The organism is Pseudomonas sp. HY13-MNA-CIBAN-0226 (assembly GCF_040310305.1).
GTDB lineage: Bacteria > Pseudomonadota > Gammaproteobacteria > Pseudomonadales > Pseudomonadaceae > Aquipseudomonas > Aquipseudomonas gregormendelii.
On sequence record NZ_JBEOPS010000011.1, the window covers coordinates 136,510 to 149,727 of the forward strand.

Annotated in this window: 11 protein-coding genes; 3 read left to right on the top strand and 8 right to left on the bottom strand. The window is 60.4% G+C overall.

What is annotated here, in order from left to right; genetic code table 11:
* Positions 1-28: 28 nt before the first annotated feature.
* The 3 genes from AAEZ05_RS14190 (at position 29) to AAEZ05_RS14200 (ending at position 3,730) form a co-directional block, all read left to right on the top strand.
* The gene (locus AAEZ05_RS14190) at positions 29-931 is read left to right on the top strand and encodes a LysR family transcriptional regulator (RefSeq protein ID WP_045058207.1); all 903 of its coding nucleotides are present in this window, start codon (positions 29-31) and stop codon (positions 929-931) included.
* A gap of 123 nt (positions 932-1,054) precedes the next feature.
* Positions 1,055-1,681: a glutathione S-transferase family protein gene (locus AAEZ05_RS14195; protein ID WP_045058209.1), complete on the top strand. Its 627-nt coding sequence runs from the start codon at positions 1,055-1,057 to the stop codon at positions 1,679-1,681.
* Positions 1,682-1,699: 18 nt separating this feature from the next.
* The gene (locus tag AAEZ05_RS14200) at positions 1,700-3,730 is read left to right on the top strand and encodes a 2Fe-2S iron-sulfur cluster-binding protein (RefSeq protein WP_350647808.1); all 2,031 of its coding nucleotides are present in this window, start codon (positions 1,700-1,702) and stop codon (positions 3,728-3,730) included.
* Positions 3,731-3,919: 189 nt separating this feature from the next.
* Here AAEZ05_RS14200 and AAEZ05_RS14205 read toward each other — a convergent pair whose 3' ends face one another.
* From AAEZ05_RS14205 to AAEZ05_RS14240, 8 genes are read right to left on the bottom strand one after another with little or no spacing between them, the layout of a single operon-like run.
* Positions 3,920-5,050, bottom strand: a complete 1,131-nt coding sequence (locus AAEZ05_RS14205; protein WP_045060867.1) for a glycosyltransferase family 4 protein — start codon at positions 5,048-5,050, stop codon at positions 3,920-3,922.
* Position 5,051: 1 nt separating this feature from the next.
* Complete coding sequence (locus tag AAEZ05_RS14210; RefSeq protein WP_045060866.1) at positions 5,052-6,182, bottom strand: glycosyltransferase family 4 protein; 1,131 nt, start codon at positions 6,180-6,182, stop codon at positions 5,052-5,054.
* Positions 6,166-7,542, bottom strand: a complete 1,377-nt coding sequence (locus tag AAEZ05_RS14215; RefSeq protein ID WP_045060865.1) for a glycosyltransferase family 4 protein — start codon at positions 7,540-7,542, stop codon at positions 6,166-6,168. Before AAEZ05_RS14215 ends, AAEZ05_RS14210 begins: the two co-directional genes overlap by 17 nt.
* Entirely contained in the window at positions 7,539-8,804 is a 1,266-nt protein-coding gene (locus tag AAEZ05_RS14220) for an ABC transporter ATP-binding protein (protein WP_045060864.1), read from the bottom strand. The genes AAEZ05_RS14215 and AAEZ05_RS14220 overlap by 4 nt, the downstream gene beginning before the upstream one ends.
* Positions 8,804-9,601: an ABC transporter permease gene (locus AAEZ05_RS14225; RefSeq protein ID WP_045060863.1), complete on the bottom strand. Its 798-nt coding sequence runs from the start codon at positions 9,599-9,601 to the stop codon at positions 8,804-8,806. Before AAEZ05_RS14225 ends, AAEZ05_RS14220 begins: the two co-directional genes overlap by 1 nt.
* On the bottom strand, positions 9,602-11,044 hold the full coding sequence (locus tag AAEZ05_RS14230) for a mannose-1-phosphate guanylyltransferase/mannose-6-phosphate isomerase (RefSeq protein ID WP_045060862.1): 1,443 nt from the start codon (positions 11,042-11,044) through the stop codon (positions 9,602-9,604).
* A 4-nt stretch (positions 11,045-11,048) separates the two neighbouring features.
* Positions 11,049-12,020: a GDP-mannose 4,6-dehydratase gene (gene gmd, locus AAEZ05_RS14235; protein ID WP_045060861.1), complete on the bottom strand. Its 972-nt coding sequence runs from the start codon at positions 12,018-12,020 to the stop codon at positions 11,049-11,051.
* The gene (locus AAEZ05_RS14240; protein ID WP_045060860.1) at positions 12,017-12,931 is read right to left on the bottom strand and encodes a GDP-mannose 4,6-dehydratase; all 915 of its coding nucleotides are present in this window, start codon (positions 12,929-12,931) and stop codon (positions 12,017-12,019) included. Before AAEZ05_RS14240 ends, gmd begins: the two co-directional genes overlap by 4 nt.
* Positions 12,932-13,218: the final 287 nt, after the last annotated feature.

The following is a 13,218-nucleotide window of genomic DNA, read 5'->3' on the forward strand; positions in this document are numbered from 1 at the left end:
TTTTGCTTTTAACAAAGAGCGACCGCCCATGGACCGCTTCCAGGAAATGCAGGTATTCGCCGCCGTCGCCCAAGCCCAGGGCTTTTCGGCGGCAGCGCGGCATTTGGGTATGTCTGCAGCCAGCGTCACTCGCGCAGTCGCCGCGTTGGAGAAGCGCATCGGCACGCAGCTGCTCACGCGCACCACCCGAAGCGTCCACCTCAGTGAAGCGGGGCAGCGTTATCTGGAGGATTGTCGGAGAATTCTTGGCGAGGTGCAGGAAGCCGAGGATTCGGCGGCGGGCAGTCATGCCCAGCCCCGTGGGCAGTTAACGGTGACCGCCCCCGTCCTGTTTGGCGATCTTTTTGTCACACCGATCATGGTGAGTTACCTGACCCGGTTTCCTGAAGTCAGCATCAACGCTTTATTGGTTGATCGAGTCGTCAGCATGGTCGAGGAAGGCGTTGATGTCGCCGTGCGCATTGGCGAGCTGGCCGACAGTAATCAGCATGCTATTCGGGTGGGTGAGGTTCGCCGGGTCATCTGTGCGTCGCCGTCCTTTCTCCAGGCTAATGGCCGACCAGTACACCCGCAGGATCTTGCCCAAGTGCCGGTCATTGCAACTTCCGCGACAGGGCTGCAACGCAACTGGCCATTCCTCGACGCCGGCAATTCGCTGATGGTGCGCCTGGAACCGCGGCTGACGGTGACGGCTAATCAGGCGGCAATCAGTGCGGCTTGCATGGGGCTGGGTCTCACTCGGGTGCTTTCCTACCAAGTGGCGAATCACGTCGAGGCAGGTGAGCTGGAAGTTGTGCTCGCGGAGTTCGAACTGCCACCGCTGCCCATTCATGTCGTCTACCAGGGCGGCCGTAAGGCACCGGCGCGCATTCGCGGCTTCGTGGATTTTGCAGTCAATGAACTGCGCGAACATCCGTCCCTGCGTCGCTGAATTATTGCTCTTAGTGAAATAAATGATTGCGGATGCTGGTGATTCTATAGATCTGTGGATTGGTAGAGGATGGCTTTCCTCGGCGCTGAGCTCCTCATCTGCGCCCCAACTGCGGAGTTCACCATGCAACCGATCAAACTCTATAACTTCCCGCGCTCCGGCCATGCACATCGCGCCGAGCTGATGCTGTCCCTGCTGCAGCTACCCACTGAGCTGATCTTCGTCGACCTGGCCAAGGGCGCGCACAAGCAGCCCGAGTACCTGGCCCTCAATCCTTTCGGGCAAGTGCCAGTACTGGATGATCAGGGAGTCATCCTCGCCGATTCCAATGCGATTCTGGTTTATCTGGCGCACAAGTATGGCAACGGTCGCTGGTTGCCGACGGATCCTGTGGCAGCCGCCAGGGTGCAACGCTGGCTGTCGGTTGCTGCGGGGCAGATTGCTTTTGGTCCGGCTCGTGCTCGGCTGATCACAGTGTTCGGTGCGCCCTACGATGCCGAAGAAGCCATCACTCGCGCCCACGACCTGCTCAAGGTTATGGACCATGAACTGGCGGATAACCCATGGCTGGCCGGAACCGAACCTACGATCGCCGATGTCGCTGCCTACAGTTACATCGCCCATGCGCCTGAAGGCAATGTATCACTCGAGGCTTACGCCAATGTGCGCGCCTGGCTGGCGCGTGTAGAAGCCTTGCCAGGGTTTGTGCCGATGCCGCGTACCGTCGCCGGTTTGCAAACCACTGCCTGATGCAGGGGAGATGCCGTTATGGAACGTTCACCGTGGCACGTCGGCGAAAGACAGTTGCAAGAGCATGTCGGAGTAGCCGAGCGCATGGAGGCATTCGGACGCAGGGTGATTCGCCGCGAGATGCCGGATCAGCACCGCCAGTTTTATCAGCAACTGCCATTCATGCTGTACGGTGCGGTGGATGCAAATGGTGATCCGTGGGCCAGCGTGCTTGAAGGCGCGCCTGGATTTGCCCACTCCCCGCAGCCCGGTGTGTTGCAATTCGACAGCCTGCCGGGTGCCGATGACCCGGCGCAATTGACCCAAGGCGCCGCGATCGGACTCCTGGGCATCGAGCTGCACACCCGGCGCAGGAATCGTCTCAATGGCCATATCGGCAACCAAACAGCCATAGGATTTGACGTTACGGTTGACCAGTCCTTCGGCAATTGCCCGCAGTACATTCAGTTGCGTCAGTTTCATACAGTGCCGCTGGCAGAACCTTCGTCGCGCATTGCTGAACGCCTGGGCGCGCTGGATTTCGCGGCCCAGGACATGATTACCCGTGCCGACACCTTCTTCGTCGCCAGTTATGTAGACATCGACGGCCAACGCGCGGTCGACGTATCGCATCGCGGTGGTCAGGCCGGATTCGTCCAGGTACATGGCAATCGACTGACCATTCCGGATTTTGCCGGTAATCTGCACTTCAACACCTTGGGCAACCTACTGGTCAATCCTCGGGCGGGCCTGTTGTTCATCGATTTCACTTCCGGCGACCTGCTGCAACTGGCGGGTCGCACTGAAATCATCCTCGATGGCCCACAGGTGGAATCCTTTCAAGGTGCCGAACGGTTGTGGACCTTCGACGTAGAGCGCGTGGTGCGTCGCCCGGCAGCTCTGGCTCTGCGCTGGCGCTTCGACGGAGTTTCGCCCAACAGCCTGATGACCGGCACCTGGGAGCAGGCGGCTGCGCGGTTGCAGGCCCAGGCGTTGGGCGATCGCTGGCGGCCATTGCGAGTGGTGCGCATCGAAGCGCAAAGCCGCAACATTCGCTCGATTTATCTCGAACCAGCGGATGATGCAGGGTTACCGGTGTTCCAGGCGGGTCAGCATTTACCGTTGCGATTTGATATCGGCGGTGAAAATCACATCCGCACCTACAGCCTGTCGAGCGCACCCTCCGACGATTTTTTCCGTATCAGCGTAAAGCGCGAGGGGCTGGTGTCTTCGTTCCTGCACGATCAGCTCAAGGTCGGTGATGTCCTGGAAGCTCGTGCACCCCAGGGGCATTTCACCGTGGCGCCCCACGAGCGACGGCCGTTGGTGTTGCTCGCGGCGGGCGTTGGCATTACGCCATTGCTCTCGATGTTGCGCGAGGTGGTGTATCAAGGCCTGCGCACCCGGCGCATTCGTCCTACGTGGTTGTTCCAGAGTTCGCGCACTCTCGACGACCAGCCATTTCGCGCCGAGCTGGATCAACTCCTGGAAACGGCGGGAGACGCGGTAAGGGTGCTGCGCTTGCTCAGCCAGCCGGAAGAAGGATTACTGGAGGGAGAGGACTTTGATCTGAGCGGACGGATCAGCACGGCGTTGCTCAACAACATCCTTGAAGTGGAAGACTACGACCAGCCGGATTTTGTCCTGTGCGGCCCCGGAGGTTTCACTCAGGGTTTGTATGACAGCCTGCGGGAACTGGACATTCGCGATGCGCAGATTCACGCGGAAACCTTTGGCCCCTCGACTCTGCGGCGCCAGCTAGACCCTGATGCCGTGGTGATCGACCAACCGCCGGCGGCGACTACCTCGGTGCCGGTGGTGTTCCAGCGATCGGCCAAGGAGGCCCGCTGGCAACCCGACGGTGGCAGTTTGCTGGAGTTGGCGGAAAGTCGCGGCTTGCGTCCTGAATTCAGTTGCCGGGGGGGGGCATGCGGCACCTGCAAGACGCGCCTGGTGAGCGGCCAGGTTAATTATCCACAGCCCCCGGCGGAGATTCCCGGTGAGGGGCAAGTGTTGATCTGTTGCGCGGTGCCGGCGCAGGGATCACAGCCTTTGGTGCTTGACCTGTAGGAGCTGTGTCGTGGAACGAGGCTGCGATCTTTTGATCCTGCAACCAACGTCAAAAGATCGCAGCCTCGTTGCACTCGACAGCTCCTACAGGGATCACAGGGATCACAGGGATCACAGGGATCGCAGGATCACAGGATCACAAGGGTCACAGCGGCCACAGGGCCATGAACAACGCGACAATCAGCCAGGTCATGCGTAAGCCAACGATTTCTCGGCCAACAGCTCTTCATACAGAGCCGCCCACTTGCGCCCCATCTCGTCAGCGGTAAACAACTGCCGATACCGCGCCTGCGCGTTTGCCCCCATTTGCGCCGCCAGCGCCGGGTTTTCCCAAAGGGTGCGCATCGCCTCACGAAACGCCTGTGGATTACTGGGCGGCACGACCAGCCCGGTCTCATTGTGAATATTGATGTAGCTGGTGCCTGTGCCGATCTCGCTGGAGATCATCGGCTTGCCGTACATCGCGCCTTCAAGCAGCGAAATACCGAACGCTTCAGAGCGCAGGTGAGACGGGAAGACCACCGCGTAACTGAGCTCCAGAAGGGTGACCTTGTCCTCGTCGCCGAGGAAGCCGAGGAAGTGCAGGTTGCGCAGACCCAAGGCCTGCGCCTGGGCATGCAGCTCTTTTTCCAGAGGGCCGGCGCCCACGATCACCACCGGATAATTGAGCCCCTGCATGGCGTCCAGCAGGATATGCAGGCCCTTGTAATAACGCATTACTCCAACAAACAGGAAAAACTTGTCGCCCAGCTGCTGGCGCCAGCGTTCGGTACGCGCTGCGTCATGTTGTGGATAACCTGACTTGTCGAGCCCGTAGGTAATGACCCTGGTCTTCTCGCGGTAGTCCTTCAGCACATCGCTGGTGTGAAAATAGTTAGGCGAAGCCGCAACGATGCGGTCGGCACTGTCCAGGAATCGACGCATCAAGGGCCGATACAGCCTGAGCAGATGGCGCTGGCGAATGATGTCCGAGTGATAGCTGACCACGCAGGGTTTCTTGGTGGCCGTGCAGAAATGCACCAGATCCATGAAGGGCCAGGGGAAGTGATAATTGACCACGTCCGCTTCGGCTGCCAGCTCGCGAAACTGCTTGAAGACGCTGTAGGAAAAGCCCGTAGAGGCCAGCTGAAAATCCATCCTGGCCTGATTAACCTGATGTTCGCGGATCTGCAACACGCCTGGCGCCGGATTGTTGCTCAGCGTCAGCACCGTGCTCTCGACACCGTGACGGGCGCCGCTTTCGCTCATCTGGAAGATGACTTGTTCGATGCCACCCATGGAGTCGGGCAAATAGGTTTTATAAAAGTGCAGAACTCGCATATCAATCTCCCATAGCCTGGCGGTAGGCGCGGGCTGTGACCTTCGCGCAACGCTCCCAGGAAAAAAGCTTGGCTCGATGCAACCCCGCCGCACGGCAGGCCTGCCAATGCGTCGGGTCTTCGATCAGCCGGGTCATCGCATCACGCAAGGAGTCGGGATCGTCCGGCTGAATGTAATTGCCGGCGTCGGCGGCAACTTCGGGCATGGCCGATGCACGGGTGAGTATCACCGGGGTACCACTGGCCATGGCTTCCAGTACCGGCAGGCCAAACCCTTCGTACAGGGACGGGAAGACCAGCGCCCGGGCGCCGGCCAGCAGTTGGGCCAGGTCCTCATCAGGCAGATACCCCAGCAGACACACATGACCGGCGGCAAGGGCTGAGCGCAACTCGTCGTTGAACTGTTCGCGCTGCCAGCCTGCCATGCCGGCGATCAGCAGCGGAAAACGCTGGCGCATGGCTTCGGGCAGTCGCGCATGGGCGCGCAGTGCCAGGGTCAGGTTCTTGCGCGGTTCGAGGGTGCCGACGCACAGGAAATACTCCCGGGCGTCGACCCCGTGAGTTTTGAGCACTTTATCGATGGACTCGTCCGACCTGGGATGGAATCGCGCGGCCACACCGAGTGGCGCAACGACAAAACGCTCGGCTGGCAGTGCGAAATAGTCCTGTGCCTCGTCGGCAATGCATTGTGAGTCCGTCAGAATCAGGCGTGCCTGCTGTACGCCATCGGCCAGGCGCCGCTCGATCTCCCGCAAGCGTGCAGCCGGCTGGGTTTCGGGATAGTGCATATGTGTCAGGTCGTGCAGGGTGATAACCGTCGGGCCATCGAACGACAACGGCCACAAGCTCGGCTCGTGATACAGATCGATACTCTTGGAATGCCGCTGGTCGAACCGTTTCTGCTCCAGCCAGCGCCTTGCCTGATAGGCCCCGGGGATTTGTCGCAACAATGGCGTCAGTCGCGAGTAACCGGGCATCGCGGCTTCGGGAAGTGCCGAACTCCAGCCCCAGCCGTGGAACAATGCCAAATCGACGTCCGGCTCTTGGGCGAGGGCGTTTACCAGTTCGGCGACGTAATGCCCGATACCGGTTCTCGGCGCCTGGAGAATGCGTGCGTTAAGGGCAATTCGCATGTTGGCTCTCAGGCACTTTTGCCACGTTGTGCAGGTTGCGCTCGATGCGCTCCACCAGTTGCGCGCTCGCTTCACGCCAGGACAGCCAGCGCCAGCCGTCAAGGTTCAGCGCTGCCGGGAACACGCCAGTGGTTTCCATGCCGATCACCAGGTCGGCCAGGCTCTGCGGCTTGGCAAGGTCGAAATAGGCCATGTAATCACCGCCAATTTCGCGAAACACCGGTATGTCGCTGGCCATAGCCGGCAGCCCGCGCTGCATGGCTTCCACCAGCGGCAAGCCAAACCCTTCGACGTAAGACGGGAAGACCAGCGAAGTGGCGTGGGAGTAAGCATGCTCCAGGCTTCTGTCCGACAGGTCGTTGAACATGAACAACCGTTTGTTCAATTCGGGATGGCGGCGGATACGCTCGACCAGGGCGTCGCACTTCCAGCCAATCTTGCCGACGATGCACAACCGGGCCAGCGACCCAGCCGCCCAGGCGCGCTCGAACGCATCCAGCAGGTAGGCGTGGTTCTTGCGCGGTTCGATGGTGCTGACCATCAGAAACACCGGCTGCGGCTTTTTGAACATGTCCAGCAGGCCTTGATCGACGGATGAGCGGGCGTCGCTCAAGTCCAGTTCCGAGCCCAGGTGGAAATAGTCGAACCAGCGTTGTGCCACCTGTTCAGTGCCAACCCGGCGCACCATCTCCTGGCGGACCTGATCGCGAATAGTCGTAGAAATCGCCACGTAGCCATCGGCGGTGCGGGCGATCCAGTCGAACCACTCATTGAACACTTTCACCAGGCCCGCGTCGCAGAACTGCGGATGAGTCAGGGGAATCAGGTCATAGATCACCGACACAATGCCGACACCGTCACGCTTTAGCTGCTCGGCCAGGGGAAAGAAATTGGCGTGCCAGGACGAGTCCAGCAACACCAGTTGGTCTCCGGCCCGATGCTGCAACGGCACACAACGCTCAGGCACCTTCTGACCTTTGAGTACCCGGTCGAGCACGCGCATTGGCAGGCTCAGGCAGGCGAACGCGGCGAGGCGGCACCCCACGTAAAGTACGCGGCGGGCGAACTTCGACTCGCTGAAAGGGCGACGTCGTTCCAGGGTGCGGTGGCGCAGCCAGAACAGGTTGGCCATCTGTTCGAGCTTCACCCGCAGGCTCATCAGGTCGAGTTTCGGCGTCTCCAGCGGCGACAGGCTCTTCACCTCGAACAACGCGCCGTTGACCATCACCACGGGAATGCATTCACGGGTGGAATTTGCCGCCGGTAGCTGCTGGATGACGTTGCGCACCACCCGCTGAATGCCTGAGTTGGCGTGAGGATGTTCAAAAACGTAGGTGCACTCCACCAGCAGTCGGGTCATCGCAATTCCTCTGGGGCGGCCGCTTCGATAGTGCTCTCGCTGGAGCGGGTAATGCTGGTTTGGGCCTCGAGCCACGAACAGCCGACGAAGTCTTCCCGACGGTTGTTGATCACGTGAAAGACCAGCCCGTAGTCGCGCCACTCGAAGTTGCGGTCCAGGTGCGAGTCCAGGCGCGAGAGGCTCAGGGCCACCGAGTAATTACCCTTGCCCAGGCGCATGTCGAAAGCGAATCGGTAAGTGACCCGCTCGCCGGCGCTCAGGTCGGTGAGGGCCTTGTCGATGCGGTGGGTATTGATGCCGTACATGGGTTGGCCGAGGCGATCCTTGATCATGAACCCAAGGATCAGCCGCTCGATGTCCTGGCGAACTTCGACTTGCACTTCCAGCACCATCGCCTGCCCGACCTCGGCCACTTCCACCGAGCGGCCCTTTGGATCGAGCAGGCGCACGCTGAGAATGCCGGCCTCGCCTGTACCGGAAATAGTCTGCACCTGGCCGTTGGCAAGCATCTCCTGGCGGACCGTCTGGCCTTCGCGCTGGGCGAGCATCGCGTTGTAGTAGTCCATCACCTCTTCAGGCTTGCCGCGCATGGCCATGCGCCCGTTTTCCAGGAGGATGGCGGTATCGCAGATCGACTGGATCGCCGATCGGTCGTGGGACACGATCAGCAGCGTGGTGCCGGCCTTGCGGAAGTTACGGATGCGGTCGAAGCTTTTGTGCTGGAAGTAGGCGTCACCCACGGACAATGCTTCGTCGACGATCAGGATATCCGGACGGCGCGCCGTAGCAACGCTGAACGCCAGGCGCATCTGCATGCCGCTTGAATAGGTGCGGACCGGCTGGTCGATGGCCTCGCCAATTTCGGCAAAACTTTCGATTTCCGGCATCAGCGCCTCAATTTCCTCGACCTGCATGCCGAGCAGCTGGCCCGCCATGAAGGTGTTCTGGCGCCCGGTGAAGTCCGGGTGGAAACCCATGCCCAGCTCCAGCAGCGCGGCGACTCGACCTTGCAACTTGATCTCGCCACAGGTGGCCTGGGTGGTGCCGGTGATCATCTTCAACAGGGTACTTTTGCCAGCGCCGTTGACCCCGACAATGCCAACGGCTTCGCCGGGCTGGATCTCGAAGTCGACACCCTGCAGCACCCAGTGCAAGTGATGGCGGGTAGGGGAGAACGGCACCAGCCATTCGAACAGCCGGCTCCAGCGATTCGGGTATTGCTTGTAGGCCTTGCCCAGGCCACTGACGCGTATATGTCCCATCAGAGCTCATCCACCATTTCACCAACACGCTGGCGGAAAAGCCGCAGCCCCATCACGCAGAACAACAGCCCGATCACCAGCAGCGGGAGCAGCGAGCTCCAGTTCGGCCATTGGTTATAGAGGAACAGGTTCTGGTAACTGTTCATTAACGCCGTCATCGGGTTCAGCTCGATAACGCGCTGGATGCCCGGCGGCAGGATCGACAGCGGGTACACGATCGGTGTCAGCCAGAACCAGAATTGCAGGCAGATGCCGAAAAATTGCCCGACGTCGCGGAAGAACACATTGAGCACCCCGAGGATCATCCCCAGTCCGGCGGCGAACATCACCTGCAGCATCAGCAGCGGTATCAGGGCCAGCAACGCCATGCCCGGAAGCCGTCCGCTGATCAGCAGGAAGCCGAGGAACAACCCCAGGATGATCGCGAAATTGATCCCGGCATTGAGCAGCACGATCACCGGCAGGCAGATGCGCGGGAAGCTGATTTTCTTCAGCAGGTTGGCGTTTTCCAGAAACATGCTCTGGCTGCGGGTGGTGATCTCGGCGAACAGGCCCCAGGTCAGCAGGCCGGCGCACAGGTAAACGCTGTAGGCCAGGCCATCATCCACACCCGGCAGGCGGGCGCGCATGATGGTGGAGAAGATGACCGTGTAGACCACGATCATCGACAGCGGGTTGAGCACGGTCCACAAGGCACCAAACAGCGAATTGCGATAACGCGCCTGAAACTCTCTTTTGACGCTGCCGAGGATAAAACCCCGGTAACTCCACAACGATTGGTAAAGATTACGCAGCATTCAAACCGTCCGGCCGTATTGATCTTCGAAGCGGACGATATCGTCCTCTCCCAGGTATTCGCCGCTCTGCACTTCAATAATCACCAGGTCGATCACCCCGGGATTTTCCAGGCGATGCTTGTGGCCGGCGGCAATGAAAGTCGATTCGTTCTTGGCTACCAGGTGAGTGCCGGTGCCATTATTGGTGACCTTGGCCATGCCTTCGACCACCACCCAGTGTTCATTGCGGTGGTGGTGCATCTGCAGGGACAACTTGGCACCAGGCTTGACCACGATGCGTTTGATCTTGAAGCGTGGACCTTCCTCGAGCACCGTGTACGTGCCCCATGGCCGGCTGACCGTGCGGTGCAGGCGATAGGCTTCGTGCTTCTTGTCCTTGAGTTGCCTGGCCACCTGGCGCACATCCTGGGCACGGTCGGCATGAGCCACCAGGACCGCGTCGGCGGTGTCGATGATGATCAGGTTTTCCACGCCAACGGTGGCCACCAGGCGATCTTCGCTCTGCACGAAGTTATGGTGACTGTCGATGAAGATGGCTTCGCCTGCCGCACGGTTGTGCTGCGCATCCGCGGGCACCAGGGCGGCGATTGCACCCCAGGAGCCGATGTCGCTCCAGTCGAAACGGGCGGGCACCACCACCACCTTGTCGGAGCGCTCCATCAACGCGTAGTCGATGGAAATGTCCATGATCTCGCCAAACAGCGCAGGCGATAGCTCCTGCTGCAGGCCGCCGGCGGTTTCCACTGCCGCACTGGCTGCCATGCAGGTCCTGGCCTGCTCCAGCAGTGTCGGGGCGTGGGTTTCCAGTTCCGCCAGGACAGTGGCTACCGAGAAGCAGAACATCCCGGAATTCCACAGGAAGTTGCCACTTTCAAGGTAATGAGTTGCGGTCTGCAGGTCGGGTTTTTCAACGAAACGCTGCACACGGGCGGCGCCATTTTCGTCCAGCGCTGCGCCGGTCTCGATGTAGCCAAACCCGGTTTCCGGTGCGGTCGGCACCACCCCGAAGGTCACCAGCTGGCCGGACCGGGCCAGGGTCACCGCATGTTCGACAGCCTGCTTCAGGGCCTCTTCGTTGACGATCAGGTGATCGGCGGGCATGACCAGCATGATCGCTTCGTCACCATGCAGTGCCTGCAGCGAGAGGGCGGCCGCCGCGATTGCCGGAGCGGTATTGCGCCCCGTCGGCTCCAGCAGAAAGTGCCCGCGATGCCTGCCCAGTTGTGCGTCCTGATAGTGATCCTTACTCTGGAAGTAGTAGTCGCGATTGGTCACCGTCACGATGTCGCCCCAGCCTTCCAGCAAACCGGCAGCACGCCGATAGGTCTTGCCCAGTAACGACTGGCCGTCCGGCAACATCATGAAGGGTTTCGGCTGGCCTTCTCGCGATACCGGCCACAACCGCGTACCAGCACCACCGGAAAGAATCACGGGAATCAGCATGGGCCTACTCCTTGGCGACGCGTTTCATGTCCGCATCCATCATCATGCGGATCAAGGTATCCAGGTCGGTTTTTGGTTTCCAGCCCAGCACTCGCTGAGCCTTGGCCGGGTTGCCGAGCAGCACTTCAACTTCGGCCGGGCGGAAAAACGCCGGGTCGATCTTCACGAAGTCACGGTAGTTCAGGTCGACGTGCTCGAAGGCGATCCGGCACATTTCGCGCACCGTGGTGGTTACCCCCGTGGCGACCACGAAGTCATCGGGTTTGTCCTGTTGCAACATCAGCCACATGGCTTCGACGTAGTCGCCGGCAAAACCCCAGTCGCGCTTGGCATCGATGTTGCCCAGGCGCAGTTCCTGCTGTTTGCCCAGCTTGATGCGAGCGGCTGCGTCGGTGACCTTGCGCGTCACGAATTCGATGCCGCGCAGCGGTGATTCGTGGTTGAACAGGATGCCGCTGCTGGCGTGCAGGTTGTAGCTCTCGCGATAGTTCACGGTGATCCAGTGGCCATAGAGCTTGGCCACGCCGTAAGGGCTGCGCGGGTAAAACGGCGTATTTTCGTCCTGCTGCTCCGCCTGGATCAGGCCAAACATTTCGCTGGTGGATGCTTGGTAGAAACGGGTATGCGGGCTGAACTGGTGGATCGCTTCAAGCAGGTGCGTGACGCCCAACCCGTCGACAATGCCGGTGGTTACCGGTTGCGACCAGGAGGCTGCAACAAAACTCTGTGCGGCCAGGTTGTAGACCTCGTCCGGCGCCGATTTGATCACTGCGCGCTGGATGGAACAGGCATCGGCCATGTCGCCGTCCAGGTAAACGATGTCGGCCTCGACCCCCATTTCGCGCAGTCGCCAGCGTGCGTCGCTGCTGCGCCGCGCAACCAGGCCGTGGACTCTATAGCCCTTGTCGAGCAACAGTTTGGCCAGATAAGCGCCGTCCTGTCCGGTGATCCCTGTGATCAGTGCACTTTTTGTCATTCTTGTCTTACCCGTATCTCCCAGTCGGACAGGATCGCCCGCAGGGTTTGTTGTGTAGTGATTTGCGGCGCCCAACCGGTGGTCTGGGCGAGCCTGGCATGACTGCCGCATACCCGGCGCTGATCCGCGCGGCGCAGTCGGGCAGGGTCTTGAACCAGTTGCAGGTCGACTTGCGCGAGGTCACCCAGCTGTTCGATCAGGCTGCGAATGCTTTGCTCGCGCCCCGAGCACACGTTGTAGACCTGGCCGGGTGTGCCTTTTTCCAGCAACGCCAGGTAAGCCGAGATCACGTCGCTCACGTCGAGGAAGTCGCGTGTGACGTCGATATCACCGACTTCCAGTTGCGGTGCTTGCAGGCCTTGTTTGATGCGATTGATCTGGCGGGCGGCGCTGGCGATGACAAAACTTTCTTTCTGGCCAGTGCCGATGTGGTTGAACGGGCGGGCGACCAGTACCGGCCAGCCTTCGCTCAAACCCCATTGCACACTCAGGAACTCCGCGGAGAGTTTGCTCACGGCATACGGATTGCGAGGGCAGGGCGGTTGCAGTTCGGTGATGGGCAAATGGTCTTCGCTGACCTGGCCGTAGACGTCGCCGGAGCTGACGTACAGGAACGTGCCGGTGAAGCCGCGAGCCTTGAGGGCTTGCAGCAGGTTCAGCGTACCGAGCAGGTTGATGTTCAGTGTGCGTGCCGGATCACGGAACGCTTCGGGTACGAAGGTCTGGCCGGCCAGGTGGATGACCGCATCCGGCAGTTCCGGCCACAGGCCTTCAAGGCTCTGCGGGTCTGCGAGATCATAGCGGCCAGGGACGGTCAGTAGCTCCCACTGCGCGGCATCAGCCAGCAGGCGGGATTGGATGTGTTGTCCTACGAAACCGCTGAGACCCGTAACGAACAGACGCTTTTTCAAACAGCAGCCCCTTGGTCATACATTTTCGTCCATTCCCCACAGTTTGGTCGGAGATGTCTGGCAGACCCGGTGGATTACTGGGTCGAAAGACTGGCGAAACGATTTGTTGTAATTGTTTGGCTGCCAATCTGTGCCAATTGCGCGGTAATTTCAACAGGTCCAACCGTGACTGATCAGTTCTGGTCCCCGCAGCCCGATTTATTCTCGTCGGGCGGTTCACGGATCCTCAACGGATGTGTTTAGAATGGCCCTCGTCACGATTACCCAAGGTTCGGCAGCGTCGTTGT

Coding starts and splice junctions, on each gene's coding strand:
- AAEZ05_RS14200 (WP_350647808.1), top strand. CDS start 1,700: ATGGAACGTTCACCGTGGCACGTCGGCGAAAGACAGTTGCAAGAGCAT.
- AAEZ05_RS14190 (WP_045058207.1), top strand. CDS start 29: ATGGACCGCTTCCAGGAAATGCAGGTATTCGCCGCCGTCGCCCAAGCC.
- AAEZ05_RS14210 (WP_045060866.1), bottom strand. CDS start 6,182: ATGCGAATTGCCCTTAACGCACGCATTCTCCAGGCGCCGAGAACCGGT.
- AAEZ05_RS14195 (WP_045058209.1), top strand. CDS start 1,055: ATGCAACCGATCAAACTCTATAACTTCCCGCGCTCCGGCCATGCACAT.
- gmd (WP_045060861.1), bottom strand. CDS start 12,020: ATGACAAAAAGTGCACTGATCACAGGGATCACCGGACAGGACGGCGCT.
- AAEZ05_RS14220 (WP_045060864.1), bottom strand. CDS start 8,804: ATGGGACATATACGCGTCAGTGGCCTGGGCAAGGCCTACAAGCAATAC.
- AAEZ05_RS14205 (WP_045060867.1), bottom strand. CDS start 5,050: ATGCGAGTTCTGCACTTTTATAAAACCTATTTGCCCGACTCCATGGGT.
- AAEZ05_RS14230 (WP_045060862.1), bottom strand. CDS start 11,044: ATGCTGATTCCCGTGATTCTTTCCGGTGGTGCTGGTACGCGGTTGTGG.
- AAEZ05_RS14215 (WP_045060865.1), bottom strand. CDS start 7,542: ATGACCCGACTGCTGGTGGAGTGCACCTACGTTTTTGAACATCCTCAC.
- AAEZ05_RS14225 (WP_045060863.1), bottom strand. CDS start 9,601: ATGCTGCGTAATCTTTACCAATCGTTGTGGAGTTACCGGGGTTTTATC.